Below are 24,465 nucleotides of genomic sequence, written 5' to 3'. Positions count from 1 at the left end.
TTAACAGATTTTTAAAACTACTAGGTTCGTATTGTGAATCAAAACTCTTGATTGCCATTATTAAGAAAAATGTATAATTGCTATTAGTGCAACTGTTGCAATAAACACCCAAAGTAAAACTCCTTGTAGCAAAGGCTTCACTCCTACTGTTTTTAGTACGCTTAGGTTTAATCCTGCCCCAATTAAGAATAAAGTAACAGTTAGTCCTATTTTAGCAAGAACAACCATTGAAGGGGCTATAATAGCCGTTTGTGGTACATAAGTATTTAGTAACATCGCCAGGATAAACAACCCGATAAAGTATGGGATTTTAATTCTTGTTTGTTTATTTTTAAAAAGCACCGTTGTAATAAGCGCAATGGGGATAATCCATAAAGCACGCGCTAGTTTTACTGTTGTTGCAATTTGTAAAGCTTCTGCACCAAATCTATTGGCTGCTCCTACTACCGAGCTTGTATCGTGAATAGCTACGGCACACCACAAACCAAATTCTCTTTGTGACAGGTTTAATTCATGTCCTATATATGGAAATAAGAACAAAGCAATAGAGTTTAATATAAAAATAACTCCTAAGGCTACCGATGTTTGTTTCTCGTCAGATTTTATTACCGGAGCAATTGCTGCAATAGCACTCCCGCCACAAATAGCAGTTCCACAAGAGATTAAGTGAGATGTTTTCTTATCGATTCCAAACCATTTTCCTAAAAAAGTCCCTAGAATAATTGTACTAAAAATTGATGCAATAGTAAGAACTAATCCTTCTTTTCCGGCTGATAATGCACTAGTTGCATTCATCCCGAATCCTAATCCTACAACGGAGAATTGTAGTAAAATAGTAATTGCTTTATGACTGTAATCTAAAAATGGGTTCCCAGATAAATTGGCCACCAATAAACCTAATAATAAGGCGATTGGTGGAGATATAATTGAAGTTAGACAAAGTAAAATTAGAAAAACAAAAATGATTTGTTTTGAAATTGTACTAATTTCAAATAAATGACTCGCTGTTTGTTGTTTTGTTTTCAAGGTAAATGTATTTAATAATTACAGTACAAAGGTCTGCACTTATTACAACATTTACCAATCGTAAAATGCAATCGTCTATAACTTCAAGTTATAGTAACTAGACATGTTTTTTATAAACAACTCTGTAAGAGCATCTGATTTTCCGTGAAGTGTTATAATGTAAAAGAATCTTTCGATGGTTAGTTTTTCTATATCCAAAACAACTAATTCATTGTTTTTTAATTCTTTATCTACAGCATGTATTGACATAAAAGCAACACATTCAGAATTTAAAAGATAGGATTTAATACTTTCAGTACTTCCTAATTGCATTTCGATTTGTAATTCTAATAACTTGATATTGAATTGTTTTAACGCATATTCAATAACTTCAAGTGTTCCAGAACCTCTCTCGCGAGTTATAAAACGTAAATTTTGTAAATCAGCCAATAGAATCTCTTTTTTATTAACCAAAGGATTTTTACTGCTACAAACCAAAACCAATTCATCTTTTAGAAACTCAGTATATTTAATAGATTGATTTCTGGATTGTCCTTCAACAATTCCTATTTCTATCTCTTTATTGATTAAAGCGCTCTCAATTTGCTCTGTATTTCCGTTTAATAAATTGACTTTTATGTCTTGCAATTTCTGATGAAAGCGTGCCAATAAAGGCGGAATAATGTATTGAGAAATGGTTGTACTTGCCCCCAATCGCAATAATCCTTGACGTTCGTTGATAAACGTACTCATATCAAAATCGATTTCCCGATAAATTTCGAAGATGTCTTTGGTATGTTTTAAAAGAATTTTTCCAGCTTTAGTCAAAGTTATCTTGGAACCATTTCGTTCAAAAAGCTTGGTTTTATAAGTTTCTTCTAATTCCTGAATATGCTTAGAAACAGCAGGTTGTGTAATATACAATTCGGCAGCAGCTTTAGTAAAACTCAACCTATTTGCAACAGCAGAAAATACTTTTAGCCTAAAATCCATATTTTTATTTAAGGTATTATTTGCATTATAGTCATCGAATAAATTTTATTATTCTTTAAACACCAAACAACTTCATAAGAATCTGAACCGTCTGCTCCTGAAAGATTAATATAGATTTCGTTTTTATTTCCGATATATAATTTTGTAAATTCTAAATTTAGTTCATACAAGCCAGAAATTGCCTCTTTAGGAAAACTATAACTACTATTATTTGTTACAACTTTTATTGCTTTTAATTCGTTTCTTGGGATTTGACCAAGAAATCCCCAATAAAATGCATCTTTATCGATAATAAGTCCTCCATCATTGTCTTTAATAATCTGATGTTTTTCTTTTTCAAATGGTTTTGACTCAATGTAAATTTGTAAAGTATCATTCTTTACACTAATTTTTTTAGAACTCTCATTTTTAAAAGATATCTCTTTTAAATTTTCTAGATAAAAAACTCTACTTTTATGAATGTATCCATCCTCTTTTATGTCTCTGAATTTGGTAAAATCTTTAATCTTTGAATCAGGATTTATCGGATACCAAATTTTTAACCATTCGGGATTATTCCTTTCATCATCAAATGTGTTAATACAAAAAACTTGTCCTTCAATAATTTTTCCAGTTATTTTTGATTTAAGACCAGGTTTCTCTCTAACATTTACATAACCATCTTTATCATATACAATTGCAAGTTGTGCTTTTGTAATTGAACTTATAAAAAAGAGGTTTAAAATTAATAGTAATTTTATAATTTTCATATTATGTCTGCTAAATCTTCTTTTTGGAATTTATTTGACTACATTCATTTGTAATAAAATAATTTAAAAAATTATAAAAAAAGTTCAGGTCGATACTCAAAATGCATTGTGTCATAATGTTTCCAATTACCTCCCCAAATAAAGCCGTATTTTTCAAAAATCGAAACTAGCTTCAGAGGAATTTGATTTCTATACAAAAGAGCAGCTTCTTCATTTTTACATTTACAATCCCATTGCCAATAATTGGAATTTTTGACATTAATATCTATAGTCATTCCATAACTATGCATACTCAATCGGTTTGTTCCTGAAATTTTTCTCCAATTAAATGTACCACCAATAACATTAATATATTTTTTAAATTCTGGATTATCATCTAATTCTGCCGAAAGTTTTTTTACTATTTTATCGATTCCATTTACGGTTGTTACTTTTATTTTTTGATTGACTAATTTTGGACACCAAATAACTTCAGTCATTTTTGATTCAACTTCTGATTTTGAGTTTCCATAAATTTTCTTAAAAAAAGCTTCATTTCGAATTCTTCCTGCATCATCCTTTGGAATTAAATTCTTATTTGCTTTATTATAAACAAACTTAAATTGATCCTCAATATCTGGATTTTCCAACAATTCTTGATTCGTTTTATTTTTAAAATCATCATAAATCAAATATGATTTATCACTAAAAATAACTTTATTATCTTTATAACCAACAACTTGATTTGGGTATGCTTTAATTAATTTTTGAACATTCAATGGGATTTCCTGAGAAAAAACATTTTGGAATATAAGGACTAAAAAAAGGAATCGTTTCATTTAAAAACGTTTTAATTGTGAGGAACTAAAAGTCCATTCAGGTGTTTTCAGAGAGGTTCCAAAATCGACAGCATACCAAGGACTCAATGAACTATTATTTGGATTTTTCAATATTTGAATTTCCTGTGCAGGCATATAGCTTTGTGCTAAAAGCATAATTTTTTGATTGTTTTTAGGATTCACAGCCACATCAACCACAATAACAGCGTGACCTGGAAAGCCACCTTTTATAAAAACATCTCCAATTTTTATGTCTGAAGCATTAATTGATTTCAGTTCTTTTTCTAACGAAGCTGTTCCTGCATACATAAAAACCGTCTCTAAGTATTTCCAATAGGTTTGATAACTGTCAGATGGTTTTGCAGTTTTAACCCAACTGGTTTTGTTTCCTTTAACTGCAATTCTGTAACCTGCAGCCCATTTACTAAAATCAACTCGAAAACCATTTGTGAAATTAAAATGTATTTTATCGTACTGTTTTTGGCTATAAAAATAATCCGCTCGCAAACGCATCACGGCATCAGCACATTGATGCAAATCCTGTTTTCCAATGGGCAAATCCACAACCGCTTCATAAACATTTCGATTTGATTTTACATTTCCATCAAAATACAAAACATTTGAACCTGAAGGCTTTAATGGAAGATTTCGCAAAAAAAATCCAAACGAAGTTTTAGATTCCTCTTCTCGTACAAATCCCTGAGGTAGTTGAAAACGCAGCTGAATCGTGTTTCCCAAAAGATTACTTTTAATAGTATTATTTGTCTTCGAAAATGAAAAAAAACAAAAAATTACCATCAAAATTGCTACAACAAACAAAAATTTAACTTTCATAATTTAGACTTTTAATTCATAACCATAAGATTACAAAAAGCTAGAAGGAATTCGATTATATTTCATCACAACATTCCGTTATATTTTCTGATAAACCATTCAGAGGCCAAGGCCGCAGCAATTAAAACCAACAACCAAACCCAGTCAATTAAAGGAGTTTTGGTACTCACATTTTTTTGGATTGCTTTGTATTCAGGATTTTCTAAAAGTGTTTTTATTAATGCATCCGATTGGTCTTGAAAAAAAGCTTTTCCATTGGTTTGCAATGCCAATTGCTGCAATTTCAGAACATCTGGATTTACAAATTGTTTTTCGATATCAAAATCTAATATCTCAAAACGACTTGAATATGTGGTCTTTGAATTTAATTCTTTAACAGAGAAAGAATATTTCCCAGCAGGAAGTCCATCTAAGTTTACTGAGTAAGAATTATTTCCTTTTAATAAATCGTAATTTTTAGTTTGCTTGGTTTCTGTATTAGTTACAGAAATGGTAAGATTGGCTTTCTCATCAAATTCATAATTTTTATTAAAATACTGAGCGTTGATTTCTAGCGCATCACCCGAGTTATAAAAGCTTTCGTGATTTACAACTAATGATTTTTTAGTATTATTAGATGCTAAATATTGTATGATTTTATCAATAAAAATATCATATTTGGCAAACGACTGATTATCGATATGACTTTGCATGCGCCATTTCCAGGTATTCTCTCCTAATAAATAAGCATTTCTTTTTCCTTGATTTTCGGTAAATGCCAATAATGGAGCATTGGTAGCTACATTTCTGATTTTTGACGAAAGTAATACCGAAACATTTCCATTAGTAGTAATTGTTCCGAATGAATTTTGCAAAGGCGGAAAATTCTCAAATCCAATTTCTTCGGCTGCAAACAGATTAAATTGCGAATTAAATTCGGCCAAATAATCTTCTTTCTGACTGCTCATTCTAAATGAGAAAGCTGTTTGTTGCTGATTCAGAAAATTAAAGTCGGTATTGTTTCCTGTTATAATAAAGGTATTAATTCCTGCCGCTTTATTGGTATCAAAAACAGATTTGAATGCAGCTGTTGGTTGATACAAAATTAAAATATTATAATCTTGTAATGATTTGATTTCATTTGGCTTAACCAAAACCACTTTACGTTGTGCATTAGATTCTATCGAACGTTTTAAAGCCGCAATATCTGGATGATTTATTGCCGAAACAATCGCCACAGTTGTTTTTTGATCTATAATTTCTACAGCAAAATTCTTAATATTGTTATAGGAGTTTTTTTCTTTTTCGCTTGACGAAATAGTTGCTTTAAAAATTTGTACGCCTACTTTATCTGCAGGTAATAATATATTTAAAGTAGCAGTTTTTTTAGATGGCGAAAAAGAAATCCTCTCTTTGGCTAAAACTGTACCTCCCTGAGAAATCGATAAATCAGAATTTATATTTTTTGTTCCCGAATATTGCAAGAATACTTCAACTGGGAATTTATTTTTATAGAATGCGTATTTGTTTACGTTGAGCTGATTAACCTTTAAATCCAAAAAAGTTGTTGTATCTCCTACAATTACAGGATATACTTTATTGTTTGGATCAAATCGATATACATAATCATTTCCTGTAGTCTGGTTTCCGTCGGTAATAACTACAGTTGGAAAAACCACATTCTTATTGATGCTTTTTAAATTCTTAGCAATTTCGTCTAGATTAGTCTGAGTTCCTTTAAAATCAAATTCTTCTGATTGTTTAAAGTCAGCATCAAATTGATACGATTGAATTTCGTACTTATCTTGTAAATCTTTATTCGACGTTAATTTTTTATATAATTCAAGAACTTTTTCTTTAGAATTTAAAGCTGTTATCGAACTTGAATTATCCACTACAATTGGTAATGGAGTTTTAATGATTTCTAACGAGTTCTTTGTAATTATCGGATTTATCAATAAAACCAATATTCCAAAAATGGATAGAAAACGTAAAAAAGCCAAAAACAAATTCAGTTTTGATTTGCTTTTGGCTTTATAATAATATTGAAAAAACGACAAACCTCCTGCGATTACTAATGAAAGTACTAATAATAGAATCGTGTTTGTAGTCATAATTTTTTATTAAAAGATTTAATGATTGAAAGATTTAATGATTGAAAAAACAAAATCAGTCGTTATTACTCAAATCTTTAAATTATTGAGCAATAGTAACCTAAATCTTTACAACTAAAACCTTTGAACCTTTGTTACTCAGTCCCGAAACTTCGGGATCAGTACCTTCCTAAGTAAGCATTCCTCCACAAACATTAAGAACTTGTCCTGTAACGTAAGCGCTCATATCTGAAGCTAAGAAAAGACAAGCGTTTGCAACATCTTCAGTAGTTCCTCCACGTTTCAACGGAATTCCTTCTCTCCAACCTTTTACTACATCTTCGCTTAATTTTGCAGTCATTTCTGTTTCGATAAATCCTGGTGCAATTGCATTACAACGAATATTACGAGAACCTAACTCTAATGCTACTGATTTTGTAAATCCGTTAACACCAGCTTTAGAAGCAGCATAGTTTGTTTGTCCAGCATTTCCTTTTACTCCAACAACACTACTCATGTTGATGATTGAACCAGAACGTTGTTTCAAAAATGTTTTTTGAATAGCTTTTGTCATATTAAAAACTGATTTCAAGTTAACATCAATAACTTGGTCAAAATCAGCCTCAGACATACGCATTAAAAGGTTGTCTTTAGTAATACCTGCATTATTTATTAAGATATCTACAGTTCCGAAATCAGCTAAAACAGCATCTACAAAAGTTTGAGCTTCAGTAAAATCTGCTGCATTCGATTGATATCCTTTTGCTTTAATACCTAGAGCGTTTAATTCTTTTTCTAAAGCCAAAGCCGATTCTACAGATGCACTGTATGTAAAAGCTACGTTTGCACCGTGTTTTGCAAAAACTTCAGCAATTCCTTTTCCTATTCCGCGGCTTGCGCCAGTAATGATGGCTACTTTTCCTTCTAGTAATTTCATATTAAGGTATTCGTTTTTTATTTTTGAAATACAAATATAGATTATTTAGGCGTTTTATAAAATTTGTAATACAAAAAAGCCTCACCGAAGTGAAGCTTTTTTATATTTTTATTAGGAGTATGACTAGAAAGCTACATTCCATCTTGGTAATCTACCATTTTCATCTAAGAAATCTTGCAATATTTTCCCTTCAATGTATGTTGGGATTAATTTTACATCTGCATTAAAAGTCTCATACCAAGAAACTTCTAATCTTTCGATTCCTTCTAGTTTCATTTGAGCTGGCCAAGAATATTTTCTTCCAGTTTTTGCAAATTGATGACCGTTTACGATTTTATCGTGTAATCCACCATTTTTGCTTTTTAAAGTTCCGTCGTTTTGTACAGTTCCTGTAGAAGCTACCATGATTAATTCTTTGTCATCACCATTAACAGCGTAAACAACAAAAACACCACTTCCTGATTCAGAAGCATTACAAACTTCTTCTAAGCTATCGTCTTGTGTGTAAGTAAAATTTCCTTTTACTGTAAACTTTTCTAATTCTTTATACATATTTCTTTTTTTAAGCTTCTAAGAAAGGGAGTATCTAAGTTGCTACGTTTTTAAATTATATTCCATACATTTTAAAAATGTAAAAAAGTCTCAACAGATATTGAGACTTTTTTTTGGAATTTATTATTTTGAATATTAGAGATTATCCTAATACTTCTTTTACTTTTTTACCAATTTCAGCTGGAGAATCAACTACGTGAATTCCGTTGTCTCTCATGATTTGTTTTTTAGCTTCAGCTGTATCATCAGTACCACCAACGATAGCACCTGCGTGACCCATTGTACGTCCTGCTGGAGCAGTAACTCCTGCGATGAAACCTACTACTGGTTTACGGTTACCATCAGCTTTAATCCATTTAGCAGCATCAGCTTCTAATTGTCCACCAATTTCACCAATCATTACGATACATTCTGTTTCTGGATCGTTCATTAACAACTCAACAGCTTCTTTAGTAGTAGTTCCGATAATTGGATCTCCACCAATACCAATTGCTGTAGTAATTCCTAATCCTTGTTTTACAACTTGGTCAGCAGCTTCATAAGTTAAAGTTCCTGATTTAGAAACAATACCTACAGTACCTTTTTTGAAAACGAAACCTGGCATAATTCCAACTTTAGCTTCACCTGGAGTAATGATACCAGGACAGTTAGGTCCAATTAATCTAGCGTTTCTTTCTTTTACATAGCTATTAGCTTTAATCATATCTGCTACAGGAATTCCTTCTGTAATAGCGATGATAACTTTAATTCCAGCGTCAGCTGCTTCCATGATAGCATCAGCAGCAAATGCAGGTGGTACAAAAATGATAGTTGTATCTGCTCCAGCTTGCTCTACAGCATCTTGTACTGTATTAAAAACTGGACGATCTAAATGTGTAGTTCCTCCTTTTCCTGGAGTTACACCACCAACAACATTAGTACCGTACTCAATCATTTGAGAAGCATGGAAAGTTCCTTCGCTTCCTGTAAATCCTTGAACAATTATTTTGGAATCTTTATTAACTAAAACACTCATGATATATATTTTATGTAGTTTTTAAAATTGTGATGCAAAAGTAAGGTTTTGTAAATTATTTTAAACCTTTTTATTATCAAAATATCTTATAATAATTGACTCATTTGATAACCTCTGTATAATTTATTGTCTTTTATTTGCCAAATAGCCATAAAATGGGCTAAAAGCATTTCTTCTCTAGGATTTTCTATTGTTTTTACATAATGAGAATATCGTACAGAAACTAAATCATCTTCTTCTATAATATGACTAATTCTTACTTTAGAACGTACGTAAGCTCTGCCTAATTCGTTAGATAAATCTAATACACCATTGTAGTTCAACTGGATAGGTCCTTTTGTACTATGCCAATCAACTATTACCTCAGGATGCAGATATAATTTGAAAGTTTCACTATCAATCAATGCATCCGATTTATAAAATTTCTGAACAAATTCTTTAGCAGTCATAGTTATTTTAATTTATTAAGAATTTCAGGAATTTTCTTGATATTAGCTAATTGTTTTAGCTTTTCTCTAGATTCTTCGATTGGTGTACCAAAATAAGACTTCCCTCCTTCTACAGATTTAGTAACTCCTGTTTGTCCCATTATTACAGCTTTCTCTCCTATCGTAATACCACTTGTTGTACCAACTTGTCCCCAAATTGTTACTTCATCTTCGATAATTACACAACCAGCAATACCAGTTTGTGAAGCAATTAAGCATTTTTTACCAATAACGGTATCGTGCCCAACATGAACCTGATTATCTAGTTTAGTACCTTCTCCGATAGTTGTATCGCCAGTAACTCCTTTATCAATAGTACATAATGCACCAATGCCAACATTATCTTTTATTACTACTCTTCCGCCAGAAATTAACTGGTCGAAACCATCCGGGCGTTTTTTATAATAAAAAGCATCTGCACCTAATATTGTTCCTGCATGAATCATGACATTGTCACCAATTACGGTATGATCGTAAATAGTAACATTAGGATGTATCAGACAGTTCTTTCCTATTGTAACATTGTTTCCAATAAAACAATTAGGCTGAATAACGGTTCCTTCTCCAATAGTTGCAGAAAGAGCTATAGATACATTTGTTGCCTGAAAAGGTCTAAAATGTTTAGTTAGGGTATTAAAATCTCTGAAAGGATCATCAGAAATTAGTAGTGCTTTACCTTCGGGACAATCAACAACTTTATTGATTAACACAATTGTTGCTGCCGAATTTAAGGCTTTGTCGTAATATTTTGGATGGTCAACAAAAACAATGTCTCCAGGCTCGACAACATGAATTTCATTCATACCTAGGACTTGGAAGTTTTTATCACCAACAAATTCGCAATTAAGCAAATTTGCAATTTCTTGTAAAGAGTGAACTTTTTGAAATTTCATAATTTATAATTAGAAAATTTGTCAATTAGAGAATGTGTCAATTAGAAAATGTGTCAATTAGAAAAAACAAAAGCTTTTAGTTAATTTCTGCTAATGTATCAATTTTCTAATTGACTCATTGACAAATTATCTTATTGAAAAACTACTCTTTTACACGCTCCATGTAAGAACCAGAAGCAGTATCAATTTTAATTTTATCACCTTCATTAATAAACAAAGGCACGTTTACTGTAGCTCCAGTTTCAACAGTTGCAGATTTAGTAGCATTTGTTGCTGTATTTCCTTTTACTCCTGGCTCAGCATAAGTAACTTCTAAGATTACAGAAGATGGCATATCTACAGATAAAGGTAAATCAGTTTCAGTATTTACCTGAACCATTACACTTGTTCCTTCTTTTAATAATCCAGGTGCATCCAGGATATTTTTATTCAAAGAAATTTGCTCAAAAGATTCAGTATTCATAAAATGAAATTCATCTCCTTCAGCATATAAAAACTGGTAATTATGTGTCTCTACACGTACATCTTCAATTTTGTGTCCTGCAGAAAATGTATTATCTAATACTCTTCCTGTAGTTAAACTTCTTAATTTCGTTCTTACGAAAGCTGGACCTTTTCCTGGTTTTACGTGAAGAAATTCTACGATTTTATAAATATCGTGATTGAATTTGATACATAATCCGTTTCTAATATCTGATGTTGATGCCATTTTGTTCTTGTTTTATTTAATATTTTGTTTAATCGTTAAATCGTTTATCTGTTTTCGATGTAACGAATAAACAAATAAACGATTAAACTTTTATTTAATAATTTCCTGAGTATCCTTTCATAATACCACGTGATGAGTTTCTGATAAAATCTAAAATTTCATCTCTTTCTGGAGTTGCCTCCATTTCACCTTCGATTATGCTAAGTGCTTGGGTTGTATTGTAATTTTTTTGATATAAAATTCTATAAATTTCTTGAATTTCTCTAATTTTATCTGTGCTAAATCCTCTTCTTCTTAAACCTACAGAATTGATTCCTACATATGATAAAGGCTCTTTTGCCGCTTTTGTATAAGGAGGAACATCTTTTCTTACCAAAGAACCTCCAGATATCATTGCGTGATCCCCAATATGAATAAATTGGTGAATTGCAGCTAAACCACCAATTACGGCATGGTTTCCTACAACTACGTGTCCTGCCAAAGCAACACCATTTACAATAATTGCATTGTTCCCAATCTCGCAATCGTGAGCAATATGCGCATAAGCCATGATTAAGCAATTGTTACCAAGGATTGTTTGCCCTGATGCAACTGTACCACGATTAATCGTAACACACTCTCTAATTGTACAATTATCCCCTATTATAGCCAAAGAATCTTCTCCTCCAAACTTTAAATCTTGCGGTACGGCAGAAATTACCGCTCCTGGAAAAATATTACAATTTTTCCCTATTCGCGCGCCTTCCATTATGGTTACATTTGAACCAATCCAAGTACCATCACCAATAACTACATTATTGTGAATTGTTGTAAAAGGCTCAATTACAACATTTTTAGCGATTTTGGCGCCAGGATGAACATAAGCTAAAGGTTGATTCATCTGTATTTTTTATATTTTAAATTAAAATTGTCTTTTTTTGAAACAATAAATCTAAATAATTAACTATTTTCTTTATTGTTTTCTTGCAATTTGCGCCATCAATTCTGCTTCGGTAACTAATTTACCATTTGCGTAGGCATTTGCTTGCATGTGACAAATTCCTCTTCTGATAGGAGAAATTAATTCACATTTAAATATTAACGTATCTCCAGGTAATACCTTGTGTTTGAACTTAACATTGTCTATTTTCATAAAATAAGTCAAGTAATTTTCTGGATCAGGAACAGTACTTAATACTAAGATTCCTCCTGTTTGTGCCATAGCTTCTACGATTAAAACACCTGGCATAACTGGTGCTTCTGGAAAATGCCCTACGAAGAAATTTTCGTTCATAGTAACATTCTTCATCCCAACAACATGGCTGTCAGACATTTCAATAATTCTATCAATTAATAAAAATGGAGGTCTATGAGGTAAAACTGCCATAATTTTATTAATATCCATCAATGGTTCTTGATTTAAATCATAAACCGGAACATGATTTCTTTGTTCTATTTTTATAATCTTAGCTAATTTTTTAGCAAACTGAGTATTTACAAAATGCCCTGGTTTATTAGCAATAATTTTTCCTTGAATTCTTATTCCTGTTAAAGCTAAATCTCCAATAACATCAAGTAATTTGTGTCTTGCAGCTTCATTAGGATAATGCAAAGTTAGATTATCTAAAATACCATTTGGTTTAACAGATATCTTGTCTTTACCAAAAGCTTTCTTTAAATTTTCCATTGTAGCGTCAGATATTTCTTTATCTACATATACAATAGCGTTGTTTAAATCACCACCTTTAATTAATCCGTGCTCTAAAAGAGATTCTAGTTCATGTAAAAAACTAAATGTTCTTGAATTAGAAATTTCAGCTTTAAAGTCGGCAATACTTTTCATAGTAGCATTTTGAGTACCTAAAACTTTAGTACCAAAATCGACCATAGTAGTTACTTGGTAATCATCACTTGGCATAACAAGAATTTCACTTCCTGTAGCTTCGTCTGTAAAAGAAATAACTTCTTTTACAACATATATATTACGTTGTGCTTCTTGCTCTTCTATTTCTGCATTTTCGATTGCTTCAACAAAATATTTTGATGAACCATCCATAATAGGAAGCTCTGATGCATTTAACTCGATTATAACATTGTCAAGATCACATCCAACCAATGCAGCTAAAACGTGCTCTGGCGTTTGAATTTTAACACCTAATTTCTCAAGGTTAGTACCTCTTTGTGTATTTACTACATAATTAGCATCTGCCTCAATAATAGGATGTCCTTGTAAATCAACTCTCACAAAAGTAAATCCATTATTTATTGGAGCAGGTTTAAAAGTCATTGTTACTTCTTTCCCAGTGTGTAGTCCAACTCCTGTTAGTGAAATTTCCTTCTTGATGGTCTTCTGTTTAACCATTATTTCCATTTTTTTGGTTTAATATTTGTTTTTTTAATTCTTCTAATTCAGCAACGATTTTAGGCAAATTCTTAAAATGAACATATGATTTATTAAAATCAGTATATCCAAGTGAAGGTGTTCCTTGCAAAATTTCGTCATCTTTAATATTTCTGGCAACCCCAGATTGTGCTTGCAATCTAACATTGTTTCCAATAGTTAAATGTCCTGCAATACCTACCTGACCGCCAATCATTGCATTTTTACCGATTTTTGTAGAGCCAGCAACGCCAGATTGGGCTGCAATAACAGTGTTTTCACCAATCTCTACATTATGGGCAATCTGGATCTGATTGTCTAACTTCACTCCTTTTCGGATAATTGTAGATCCTAAAGTTGCTCTGTCTATAGTTGTATTTGCACCAATATCAACATTATCTTCGATAATTACATTCCCAATTTGTGGTACTTTACTATATATACCTTCTTCATTTGGTACAAAACCAAAACCGTCGGCTCCAATAATTGTTCCTGAATGAATTGTGCAATTATTTCCTATGATTGTTTCGGAATAAATTTTAGCGCCTGCAAAAATATGCACATTATTGCCAATAACAACATTATCTCCAATAAAAGAATTTGGATAAATTTTGACATCGTTTCCTAAAACTACGTTTTGTCCCACATAACTAAAGCTACCTAGGTATAGGTTTTCGCCATATTTTGCACTTTCAGACAAGAAAGATTGTGGTTCAATTCCGTTTTTATTCAATTTTACTTGATTATAAAACTCTAATAATTTAGAAAATGACGCATAAGCATCGTCAACTTTAATTAATGTTGTGCTAATTTCTGTTTCGGGTACAAAAGTATCATTAACAATTGTTACTGATGCTTTTGTCGAATATATATGATTGATATATTTAGGGTTAGCCAAGAAAGTAAGAGATCCTTCTGTACCTTCTTCTATTTTAGATAAGCGAGAAACTTCTGCATTGGGATTCCCAACTACCTCTCCTCCTAAAATTTCTGCTATTTGTTCTGCTGTAAATTTCATTGCGACAAAAATATAAAAAAATAGGTTTTAAATGTTAATTTTAGATCAGTTGTTTTGGAAAACAGAGGTAATACTTTGTTACCAATTTAGATAACGATTTCAAATTCAGCTGGTCTGAGGCTTCTACAACATCCTCAATTGTCTTATCTTTTTTTAATATTCGTATAGGTTCGGCTTCTTTACTGTATGCTTGATTTTTTATTTTCCCTCTATATATAAAGTAACTTGCATCAATTGCAGAGATATTATTCTGAGATGCAAATTTTTCTTTCAGGCTTTGCAATTCTTCTAATGAAATTTTTTCGCTACTTAGTTTAATTTTTAATAAATCCCTGTTTATTATCATTTTACTTAAAGTAGATAATATAAAATCATTATGTTTTTGCCATGCTTTTAAAGCGCCAATTATATCAAAATCGTCCAGTTGAGAGAATAAATCCAATGTTTCTGGAGTAAAAGTTTCCAAGGTAATTTTGTTTTGCATAAAAAACATCAAAGGTTCGCTGCAAGGCAAATGAATTCCTTTTAGAGTTAATTCTTTGGCTCTTTTTAAGACTTTCGTCAAAATAAGCTCTGCAACCAAGCTCGTTTTATGTAAATAAGCTTGCCAATACATTAATCTGCGAGAGAGTAAAAACTTTTCGACAGAGTAAATACCTTTTTCTTCAATAACCAAAACATCATCTACAACATTCATCATTTGGATTAAACGCTCAGAATTGACATTTCCTTCGGCTACACCAGTATAAAAACTATCACGCTTAAGATAATCCATACGATCCATATCTAATTGGCTCGAAATCAATTGCAACATAAACTTTCTGTGATAGTCTCCTTTAAATATCTGAATTGCTAAACTTAGCTTTCTGTTAAACTCAATATTTAATTGATTCATAAACAATAACGAGATTGCTTCATGATTTACATCTTCAACAATACTTCTCTCCATTGCATGCGAAAAAGGTCCATGACCTATATCATGTAGTATAATCGCTATATATAATGCGTTTTCTTCTTCGACGGAAATTGTAACATCTTTAAAGCGTAATGTTTCGATTGCTTTTTGCATTAAATGCATACAACCTAAGGCATGATGAAACCGAGTATGATTAGCTCCAGGATAAACCAAATAAGACAGTCCCATTTGAGAGATTCGGCGTAAACGCTGAAAATAAGGATGCTCTATTAAATCATATATAAAAGCATTTGGAATGGAAATGAAACCATATATGGGATCATTGAAAATTTTCAGCTTATTTATAACGTTCACTATTTGGTTATTTTTTAGGTCAACAAATATAACTAAATTACTACTTATTTTGTTTTACATTTTGGGCAAAAAAGCAAACAAATTAAGTTTTTATGATGTAATGTTATCATAATTATCTAAATTAGTGCATCGAAAAGGCAATATTACGCTTTTTTATTGGTAACAAACAATTAACACAAATTTAAGTTCGTTTAGTTCGGTAAATTACGAACCAATTTTATCTTTGCCCAAAAAATCATGGATACTAACATACAAAAGGAAAGAGAGGAGCTTATAGAGTTATTCGGTATTCATTTTGAATCAGTATATAACTTGCCCCCGCTTTGCTCAAGAATTCTTGGACTATTAATCGTTGAAGCTTTTAAAGATGGGCTGACTTTTGAGCAAATAGTAGAAAAAATGGGTGCTAGTAAAAGTTCTGTATCTACAAATTTGAATTTTCTTTTAAAAATAGGAAAGATAGATTATTATACTTTACATGGTGATCGAAAAAAATATTTCAGACCGCCACCGTTTAGTGAACGATTTACTAATTATTTAAAAATTCTTGAGTTTGAGAATAAAATAATTGACAAAATGATTTTTTACAGAGAGAAAACAATGAATACCCCTGAAGAAAGAATGAATATGGAACATGCAAAAGCATATAAAAGCCACATCCTAAAAGTCGAGGAATTAGTTATAGAAACAATTACTGAGATTATAGAAATCGAAAAAGTTAATAATAAATCATAAATCAAATTTAATACAAATGAAGAATATTTCATTCTCCCTAATAGCTATCATGCTAGTTTTTGCGTCATGTAAAAAAAAGGAAGAACAAGCCCCGCCGCAAGGCCCAGCTCCGTTCCCAGTTAAAACAATTTCAATACAAGATGCAGTAGTATATCAAGAGTATAGCGCAAATCTTGAAGGTCAGCAAAATGTTGAAATTCGTCCGAAAGTAAATGGATATATCCAAAAGATTTATGTTGATGAAGGTCAGGTTGTAAAAAAAGGACAATTGCTTTTTAAACTTGAAACTCAAACATTAAATCAAGATGCATCTGCAGCAAAAGCTTCTGTTCAAGCAGCACAAGTAGAAGTTGACAGATTAAAACCACTAGTTGATAGAAAAATCATCAGTATCGTTCAATTAGAAACTGCAAAAGCTAAGTTGGCTCAAGCCAAAAGTGCTTATGGAAGTATTGCTGCCAATATTGGATACGGAACAATCATTTCTCCGGTAAGTGGAGTAATTGGTGGTTTACCTTTTAGAGAAGGAAGCTTAGTTAGTGCAACTAGCGAAGTGCCTTTAACAACAGTATCTGATACAAAAATTGTTCGTGCTTATTTCTCTATGAATGAAAAACAGTTATTATTCTTTAATAAAACATTTAAAGGAGCAACTACTGCCGAAAAATTAAAATCTGCACCGCCAGTTTCATTATTATTGGTTGATAATACAGAGTACGACCAAAAAGGGAAAATCGCTACAATGAATGGTTTAGTTAATGCAGCAACAGGAAACACACAATTTAGAGCAGATTTTAATAACCCACAAGGTATTTTAAGAAGTGGTAGTACAGGAATTATCCGTTTACCTATTGAGCAAAAAAATGTGATCCTAGTTCCTCAAAATGCAGTTTTTGAAGTGCAAGGGAAACAAATGATTTATGTTGTTGAAAAAGGAAACAAGGTAAAATCTACAATTGTAGTAACAAATGGTACTTCAGATTTAGATTTCATTGTAACAGAAGGTCTTAAAGCAGGCGATGTTGTTGTTGTAGAAGGAGCGTCAAAATTAAAAGATGACATGGAAATCACGCCACAACAAGCCAAAGATGCAGCTAATAAAGCTACAGAAACAACAAATACTACAGCTAAAAAATAATATACAAGATGTTAAAAACGTTTATAGAAAGACCTGTTCTCTCGACGGTAATATCCATCTTAATTACCATACTTGGTATTTTAGGATTGATGTCATTACCGGTAGAACAATACCCCGAAATTGCACCACCAACCGTTCAGGTAAGTGCAACATATACTGGAGCAAATGCTGAAACAGTATTAAATAGTGTCGTTATTCCTCTAGAAGAAGAAATTAATGGTGTGGAAGGAATGACATACATGACTTCTTCTGCTGCAAATGATGGTTCTGCAAAAATATCTGTTTATTTTGAACTTGGAGTTGATCCAGATATTGCTGCAGTAAACGTTCAGAACAGAGTTTCTCGTGCAACTAGTAAATTGCCACAAGCAGTTGTGCAAACAGGGGTTACTACCCTAAAAAGTCAAACGAGTGCTTTGATGTTCTTTGCTTTGTATTCGAACAACGACGATTTTGACGAGACATATATTCAGAATTATGCCAAAATTAACCTTGTACCAAAATTGCAACGTGTTAAAGGTGTAGGACAAGTAAACGTTTTTGGAGCTAAGGATTACTCGATGAGAATCTGGATTAATCCAGAAAAAATGGCTGCTTATAATGTAGCACCAAAAGATATTCAGGCAGCTTTACAAGAGCAAAACGTTGAGGCAGCTCCTGGTAAATTTGGAGAAAATGCCGATGGTATTTACGAATACGTAATTAAATATAAAGGTCGTCTTTCAGAAATTAAAGATTATGAAGATATTGTTATCAAAGCTACTGGTAACGGAAACTTTGTTCACTTAAAAGATGTTGCAACGGTAGAATTAGGTGGTTTTAATTATGGAACCAAAAATATTGCAATGGGTAAACAAGGGGTTGCCGTTGGGGTATTCCAAACTTCTGGTTCAAATGCACAAGACATTATAACCGAAGTTGTAAACATTTTAGACGATGCAAAACCTGATTTCCCAAAAGGAGTAGATTATGTAATTCCTTATAATACTAAAACCTTCCTAGATGCTTCGATAGAAAAAGTAATTTCAACATTAATTGAAGCTTTTATATTAGTATTTATTGTTGTGTTCTTGTTCTTGCAAGATTTCCGTTCTACGTTAATTCCTGCAATAGCAGTTCCTGTAGCAATTATTGGTACGTTTTTCTTCCTACAAGTATTTGGATTCTCTATCAATATGTTAACATTGTTTGCAATGATTCTGGCTATTGGTATTGTGGTCGATGATGCAATTGTCGTCGTCGAGGCAGTCCACGCCAAGCTGGATGAAGGAGCAAAATCAGGAAAAGAAGCTACAATTTCTGCAATGAGCGAGATTACAGGAGCGATTATTTCTATCACATTAGTAATGTCTGCGGTATTTATTCCTGTGTCATTCTTAAGTGGACCATCGGGAGTATTCTACCAACAGTTTGCAATTACATTGGCAATTGCAATTTTAATTTCGGCAATTAATGCATTGACTTTAAGTCCGGCATTATGTGCTTTGTTCTTAAAACCTCATGAAGCTTCAGATCATCACGATAAGAATTTCAAAGATAGATTCTTCATTGCTTTCAATACTAGTTTTGATAGAATGAACAATAAATATGTTAAGTCTCTTGGATTCTTAGCAAGAAAAAAATGGGTTGCAATTTCGGGATTATTAGTATTCACGGCAATCACTATATTTTTATTCCAAACTACACCATCAGGATTTATTCCTAATGAGGATAGAGGAATCATCATGGCAGATTTAACGCTTCCTCCAGGAACAACTTTGGAAAAAACACAATTAGCCGTTAATGAATTAGATTCTATTTTGGCCTCAATGGATATTGTAGAATCAAGAATGAGTGTTGTTGGTTTTAGTTTATTAAATAGTGTAAATGGAGGATCTTATGCATTTACAGTAATTAAATTAAAAGACTGGAAATACCGTAAAGAAGCCAATCAATCTGTAGATGCAGTTGTAGGTGAATTATTTGGTAGAACAGCACATTTTAAAGATGCCAAAGCATTATTCTTTACACCTCCAAGTGTACAAGGTTTTGGTTCTGCAGATGGTTTCGAATTAAAAATCCAGGATAAAGGAGATGATGATTGGACAACAGTAAGTAAAGTAAGTAATGAATTCTTGGCTGAATTAATGAAGAGACCAGAAATTCAGTACGCAATTACCAACTTCAATCCAACTTTCCCACAATATCAAATGGATATTAACGTAGAAAGAGCTAAAAATGCAGGTGTTTCTGTTTCTGATATTTTTAATACAATGCAAGGATACTACGGAGGATTGTACACTACCGATTTTAATAAATTTGGTAAACAATACCGTGTAATGATTCAGGCAAAACCATCAGACAGAGCAACTCTTGAATCAATCAATACGATTTATGTTAAAAATGCTGCAGGACAGCAAGTAGCTATAAGTCAGTTTGTTGATTTTAAAAGAATTTATGGACCAGAAGCAGTTGCACGTTTCAACATGCTAAAAGCCGTGAACGTTAATGGTAAAGCAAAACCTGGTTATAGTTCTGGAGATGCTATTAAAGCAATTCAGGAAGTAGCAGCTCAGCATTTGCCAAAAACTTATAGCTATGAATTCTCTGGTATGACACGTGAGGAAATCCTTGCCGGAAGTCAGGCTGCTGGTGTATTCTTATTGAGTTTAATATTTGTATATTTCTTATTAAGTGCACAATACGAAAGTTATTTAGTTCCGTTATCAGTATTGCTTTCATTACCTGTAGGTATTGCCGGAGCAATTGGATTTGTGAAACTAGCTGGATTAGAAAATAACATTTATTTCCAGGTAGCCCTGATAATGCTTATAGGACTACTAGCGAAGAATGCCATTCTGATAGTCGAGTTTGCCATACAAAGGCGACGACACGGAATGGACTTGACACAAGCTGCGATAGAAGGTGCAAAAGCACGTTTACGTCCTATTTTAATGACCTCTCTTGCTTTTATCTTTGGTTTAATGCCATTGGCTTTAGCTTCAGGAGTTGGTGCTGTAGGTAACCGTTCAATCGGTATGGGAGCTGTAGGTGGAATGTTGATAGGAACAATTTTTGGAGTATTTGTAATTCCAATCTTGTTTATTATTTTCCAAAGCTTACAAGAAAGAATCTCTGGAAAACCATTTACAGAGAAAGAATCAGATGTTATACTTTTAGACGAAGAAAATGAAAAATAATATAAATAAAATAGTAACAGTTGTCATCACGGCAACTGTTATGCAATCCTGCTTCGTTGCAAAAGAATACGAAAGACCAAAGGATATTAAAACCGAAAACTTATATAGAACCGAAGTGGTTTCTAAAGACAGTACTTCGATGGCAAATCTTTCTTGGGACAAAGTTTTCACAGATCCAATTTTGCAAGGTTACATCAAAAAAGGATTAGAAAACAACTTGGATATCCGAATTGCAATGCAAAACATTGCTGCTGCCGAAGCATCAATGAAACAAGGAAAATCAGGGTACTTCCCTACTCTTTCTGTAGGTGCAGATTGGACACACCAGCAGTTATCAAAAAACAGCCAGTTTGGAGCATTACTTCAAAATCGCAGTACCGATCAATACCAGCTTGCTGGAACTCTAGGTTGGGAAGCTGATATTTGGGGTAAAATTAGAAGTAATAAACGTGCAACAAATGCTGTTTATTTACAAACTACTGCTGCAAATCAAGCTGTAAAAACTCAATTAATTGCAGATATTGCTTCTACATACTATCAATTGATTGCAATAGATGAGCAAATTAAGTTAACTGAAGAGACTTTGATTAACAGAACAGAAAGTGTAGAAACGATTATTGCTTTAAAAGATGCAGGAAACGTTACCGAAGTTGGAGTTAAGCAAACAGAAGCTCAAAAATATGCTACAGAAATTATCATTGCTGATTTAAAAGTAAGCACGATTCTTTATGAAAACAAAATGAGCATTCTTTTAGGAGAATCTTCTACTAAAGTAGAGAGAAGTAGTTTTGAAGTGCAGAAAATGCAACCAGAAATTACGCTTGGTGTACCTGCAACTTTATTAAGAAACAGACCAGATGTAATTGCTGCAGAATATAATTTGATTTCAAATTTTGAAAGAACCAATGTTGCAAGAAGTAATTTTTATCCAACACTTAAAATTACAGCAACTGGCGGACTTCAAAGTATTGATTTAAAAGAATGGTTTAGTGCAAATTCATTTTTTGCAAATGTTGTAACAGGATTAACACAGCCAATTTTTAATCAACGCCAGATTAAAACAAATTTTGAAATAGCTAAAGCAAATCAGGAAAAAGCATACCTACAATTTGAGCAATCATTGCTTACTGCAGGAAAAGAAGTTTCTGATGCCTTAGCGCAATATAACAATGAAACCAAAAAAATTGCAATTCGCGAGAAACAAGTAGAAGCATTAAAAGTTGCTACAGGATATTCAGATGAATTATTAAAATATGGTTTAGTGAATTATTTAGAAGTTCTTACTGCAAAAGACGATGCCTTAAATGCAGAATTAACTTTAATCGAAAACAAATTTTCACAATATAATGCCATTATTCAATTATACAGAGCCCTTGGAGGTGGATGGCAATAAGATTTCATAATTAGGTTACTTATTAATTTTCATATTTAAACCACTGGATATTTTTTATATTCAGTGGTTTTTATTTTTTTCATAATAAAATTATCATAATATTAATAAATAGCCGTTTTAAAAAGAAGTAAATTGCCACTTAGATTTAACAATTTTGAACAAGCTATATAATTATGGATAAGATAAAAATACTTTGGGTTGATGATGAAATCGACTTATTAAAGCCACACATATTATTTTTAGAGAAAAAAAACTATGCAGTAACGACATGTAATAATGGACTTGATGCAATTGCAATTTTTGAAGATGAAAATTTTGATATTGTTTTTCTTGACGAAAATATGCCTGGAATGAGCGGATTGGAAACACTTTCGGAAATGAAAGAGAAAAAATCAACTATTCCGATGATTATGATTACCAAAAGTGAAGAGGAATATATCATGGAAGAAGCTATTGGATCTAAAATAGCCGACTATTTGATAAAACCTGTAAACCCTAATCAAATCTTGTTAAGCTTAAAGAAAAATCTCGATCACTCAAGATTAATTTCTGAAAAAACAACACTAGATTATCAAAAGGAATTCAGGAAAATTGCTATGGAAATGGCAATGGTTAATTCTTATGAAGATTGGATTGAATTGTACAAAAAACTAGTTTTTTGGGAACTAGAATTGGAGAATATCAATGACCAGGGAATGATTCAAATTTTGGAATCTCAAAAAGTTGAAGCAAATTCTCAATTTGGGAAATACATAGAGCGTAATTATGAAGATTGGTTTGCACCAAAAGCAGATAAACCAATTCAGTCACATACTTTATTTAAAGAATTAGTAGTTCCGGAAATTAAAAAGAAAGACAAACCAATTTTGTTTGTTGTAATTGATAATTTACGTTACGACCAATGGAAATCATTTGAAACCGTAGTAGGAAATTATTATAAACTAGAAAAAGAAGTTCCTTATTTCTCGATACTTCCTACGGCAACACAATATGCCCGAAATGCAATATTTTCAGGTTTATTACCAATAGAAATGGAAAAACAATTTCCTGAATATTGGAAAAATGATGTAGAAGACGGAGGGAAAAATCTATACGAAGCAGAGTTTTTAAGTGCACAATTAAAACGATTGGGATTAAATATAAAAGAAGACTATTTTAAAATTACCAACCTTGCAAGCGGAAAAAAACTAGCTGAAAATTTTAAAGCACTTAAGAATAATGATCTTGTAACAGTCGTTTACAACTTTGTAGATATGTTATCGCATGCCAAAACAGAGCTAGATGTTGTAAAAGAATTAGCTTCGGATGATAAAGCATACCGATCACTGACATTAAGCTGGTTCAAAAATTCTCCTTTGTTAGAGATTATACAGCAAGCTCAGAACTTAGGATTTAAATTAATTCTAACTACAGATCACGGAACTATCAATGTAAAAAATCCATCGAAAGTTGTAGGAGATAAAAACACAAGCTTAAATTTACGATACAAAACAGGGCGAAGTTTAACCTATGAGCATAAGGATGTGTATGTTGTAAAAGAACCTAAAAAAATAGGTTTACCTGCAATAAATATGAGCAGTTCGTTTATTTTTGCAAAAAATGATTTGTTTTTGGCTTACGTAAATAATTACAATCATTATGTGAGTTATTATAAAAACACCTATCAGCACGGAGGAATTTCATTAGAAGAAATGATAATCCCGTTCTTGATATTTAATCCAAAGTAAAAGAAGAAAAATTTAGTTTCAGTTTACAGCGGAAGTAAAAAAAATTAGCTTAAAAAAAATATAAATAAAAAATGGAAGTTACTTTTTCGTTAGACCAAATTCAGGAAGTTGCAAAGCAAATCTTAGCACAAAACCCTAATAAAATTCTCCTTTTTAATGGAGAAATGGGTGCGGGAAAAACTACACTTATTAAGCAATTGTGTAAAAGTTTAGGAATTGAAGATGCCACAAGTAGCCCAACTTTTTCTTTGGTTAATGAATATCAAACTAATGACAATCAAACTGTTTATCATTTTGATTTTTATAGATTAAATCATGAAACCGAAGCTCTAGACATGGGAGTTGATGATTATTTATATTCTGGAAATTGGTGTTTTATTGAATGGTCAGAAAAAATTCCAAATTTAATCCCGGAACAACATTCGATTGTTACAATCGAATTGTTGCCAGACGGAAAACGTTTATTAAAACTAGTTTAATTCTTTAGGCTAATACAAAAATTATACTTCTTTCGAGAACGTGTATTAGCCTAGAGAATACTGTTTTATTAAAAAGTTTTTACGTAATTTGTACTCTTAATT

Annotated in this window: 22 protein-coding genes; 6 read left to right on the top strand and 16 right to left on the bottom strand. The window is 32.0% G+C overall.

The annotated features are described in order from the left end of the window. Positions 1–60 precede the first annotated feature (60 nt). The 16 genes from SHI72_RS22295 to SHI72_RS22220 form a co-directional block, all read right to left on the bottom strand. Entirely contained in the window at positions 61–1,026 is a 966-nt protein-coding gene (locus tag SHI72_RS22295; RefSeq protein ID WP_323491435.1) for a YeiH family protein, read from the bottom strand. A gap of 75 nt (positions 1,027–1,101) precedes the next feature. Continuing rightward, positions 1,102–1,998: a LysR family transcriptional regulator gene (locus SHI72_RS22290; RefSeq protein ID WP_323491434.1), complete on the bottom strand. Its 897-nt coding sequence runs from the start codon at positions 1,996–1,998 to the stop codon at positions 1,102–1,104. Positions 1,999–2,006: 8 nt separating this feature from the next. Further along, the gene (locus SHI72_RS22285) at positions 2,007–2,747 is read right to left on the bottom strand and encodes an SH3 domain-containing protein (protein ID WP_323491433.1); all 741 of its coding nucleotides are present in this window, start codon (positions 2,745–2,747) and stop codon (positions 2,007–2,009) included. 71 nt (positions 2,748–2,818) lie between these two features. Then, on the bottom strand, positions 2,819–3,565 hold the full coding sequence (locus SHI72_RS22280; RefSeq protein WP_323491432.1) for a M15 family metallopeptidase: 747 nt from the start codon (positions 3,563–3,565) through the stop codon (positions 2,819–2,821). After that, positions 3,566–4,399 (bottom strand): DUF4846 domain-containing protein, encoded by an 834-nt coding sequence (locus SHI72_RS22275; RefSeq protein ID WP_323491431.1) that lies wholly within the window; start codon positions 4,397–4,399, stop codon positions 3,566–3,568. Between the two features lie 65 nt (positions 4,400–4,464). After that, positions 4,465–6,492: a hypothetical protein gene (locus tag SHI72_RS22270; RefSeq protein ID WP_323491430.1), complete on the bottom strand. Its 2,028-nt coding sequence runs from the start codon at positions 6,490–6,492 to the stop codon at positions 4,465–4,467. Between the two features lie 169 nt (positions 6,493–6,661). Beyond that, positions 6,662–7,408 carry a 3-oxoacyl-[acyl-carrier-protein] reductase gene (gene fabG / locus SHI72_RS22265; protein ID WP_039119185.1) on the bottom strand — a complete coding sequence of 249 codons (747 nt, stop codon included), beginning with the start codon at positions 7,406–7,408 and terminating at the stop codon, positions 6,662–6,664. 123 nt (positions 7,409–7,531) lie between these two features. Further along, positions 7,532–7,960: a hypothetical protein gene (locus tag SHI72_RS22260; protein ID WP_039112003.1), complete on the bottom strand. Its 429-nt coding sequence runs from the start codon at positions 7,958–7,960 to the stop codon at positions 7,532–7,534. A 142-nt stretch (positions 7,961–8,102) separates the two neighbouring features. After that, positions 8,103–8,975, bottom strand: coding sequence for a succinate--CoA ligase subunit alpha (sucD, locus tag SHI72_RS22255; RefSeq protein WP_035624087.1), 873 nt, complete (start codon positions 8,973–8,975; stop codon positions 8,103–8,105). A gap of 86 nt (positions 8,976–9,061) precedes the next feature. Continuing rightward, positions 9,062–9,424 carry a nuclear transport factor 2 family protein gene (locus tag SHI72_RS22250; RefSeq protein WP_039112002.1) on the bottom strand — a complete coding sequence of 121 codons (363 nt, stop codon included), beginning with the start codon at positions 9,422–9,424 and terminating at the stop codon, positions 9,062–9,064. 2 nt (positions 9,425–9,426) lie between these two features. Next, a complete protein-coding gene (locus SHI72_RS22245) occupies positions 9,427–10,356 on the bottom strand; it encodes a UDP-3-O-(3-hydroxymyristoyl)glucosamine N-acyltransferase (protein WP_039119187.1) in 930 nt (309 codons plus the stop codon). A 142-nt stretch (positions 10,357–10,498) separates the two neighbouring features. Then, positions 10,499–11,065, bottom strand: coding sequence for an elongation factor P (efp, locus tag SHI72_RS22240; protein WP_039112000.1), 567 nt, complete (start codon positions 11,063–11,065; stop codon positions 10,499–10,501). Positions 11,066–11,159: 94 nt separating this feature from the next. Beyond that, positions 11,160–11,945: an acyl-ACP--UDP-N-acetylglucosamine O-acyltransferase gene (lpxA, locus tag SHI72_RS22235; RefSeq protein WP_035624097.1), complete on the bottom strand. Its 786-nt coding sequence runs from the start codon at positions 11,943–11,945 to the stop codon at positions 11,160–11,162. 72 nt (positions 11,946–12,017) lie between these two features. Then, on the bottom strand, positions 12,018–13,406 hold the full coding sequence (locus SHI72_RS22230; protein WP_039112154.1) for a bifunctional UDP-3-O-[3-hydroxymyristoyl] N-acetylglucosamine deacetylase/3-hydroxyacyl-ACP dehydratase: 1,389 nt from the start codon (positions 13,404–13,406) through the stop codon (positions 12,018–12,020). After that, positions 13,399–14,442 carry a UDP-3-O-(3-hydroxymyristoyl)glucosamine N-acyltransferase gene (gene lpxD, locus SHI72_RS22225; protein WP_039111999.1) on the bottom strand — a complete coding sequence of 348 codons (1,044 nt, stop codon included), beginning with the start codon at positions 14,440–14,442 and terminating at the stop codon, positions 13,399–13,401. Before lpxD ends, SHI72_RS22230 begins: the two co-directional genes overlap by 8 nt. A gap of 40 nt (positions 14,443–14,482) precedes the next feature. Continuing rightward, the gene (locus tag SHI72_RS22220) at positions 14,483–15,712 is read right to left on the bottom strand and encodes an HD domain-containing protein (RefSeq protein ID WP_323491429.1); all 1,230 of its coding nucleotides are present in this window, start codon (positions 15,710–15,712) and stop codon (positions 14,483–14,485) included. 237 nt (positions 15,713–15,949) lie between these two features. On the opposite strand from SHI72_RS22220, the gene SHI72_RS22215 reads away from it, so the two are divergent. From SHI72_RS22215 to tsaE, 6 genes are all read left to right on the top strand, one after another. Further along, entirely contained in the window at positions 15,950–16,447 is a 498-nt protein-coding gene (locus tag SHI72_RS22215; RefSeq protein WP_039111997.1) for a GbsR/MarR family transcriptional regulator, read from the top strand. 16 nt (positions 16,448–16,463) lie between these two features. Further along, positions 16,464–17,585 carry an efflux RND transporter periplasmic adaptor subunit gene (locus tag SHI72_RS22210; protein WP_039111996.1) on the top strand — a complete coding sequence of 374 codons (1,122 nt, stop codon included), beginning with the start codon at positions 16,464–16,466 and terminating at the stop codon, positions 17,583–17,585. Between the two features lie 8 nt (positions 17,586–17,593). Further along, positions 17,594–20,764: an efflux RND transporter permease subunit gene (locus SHI72_RS22205; protein ID WP_039111995.1), complete on the top strand. Its 3,171-nt coding sequence runs from the start codon at positions 17,594–17,596 to the stop codon at positions 20,762–20,764. Then, positions 20,754–22,157 (top strand): efflux transporter outer membrane subunit, encoded by a 1,404-nt coding sequence (locus tag SHI72_RS22200; protein WP_039111994.1) that lies wholly within the window; start codon positions 20,754–20,756, stop codon positions 22,155–22,157. The genes SHI72_RS22205 and SHI72_RS22200 overlap by 11 nt, the downstream gene beginning before the upstream one ends. A 173-nt stretch (positions 22,158–22,330) precedes the next feature. Continuing rightward, entirely contained in the window at positions 22,331–23,884 is a 1,554-nt protein-coding gene (locus tag SHI72_RS22195; protein WP_039111993.1) for a bifunctional response regulator/alkaline phosphatase family protein, read from the top strand. Between the two features lie 71 nt (positions 23,885–23,955). After that, positions 23,956–24,363 carry a tRNA (adenosine(37)-N6)-threonylcarbamoyltransferase complex ATPase subunit type 1 TsaE gene (gene tsaE, locus SHI72_RS22190; RefSeq protein ID WP_323491428.1) on the top strand — a complete coding sequence of 136 codons (408 nt, stop codon included), beginning with the start codon at positions 23,956–23,958 and terminating at the stop codon, positions 24,361–24,363. The last annotated feature ends 102 nt before the right edge of the window (positions 24,364–24,465 follow it).

It is taken from the genome of Flavobacterium sp. PL02 (assembly GCF_035013205.1).
Taxonomy (GTDB): Bacteria; Bacteroidota; Bacteroidia; order Flavobacteriales; family Flavobacteriaceae; genus Flavobacterium.
The sequence above is the reverse complement of the archived record's forward strand: the minus strand, read 5'-3'. Positions and strand labels throughout refer to the sequence as shown.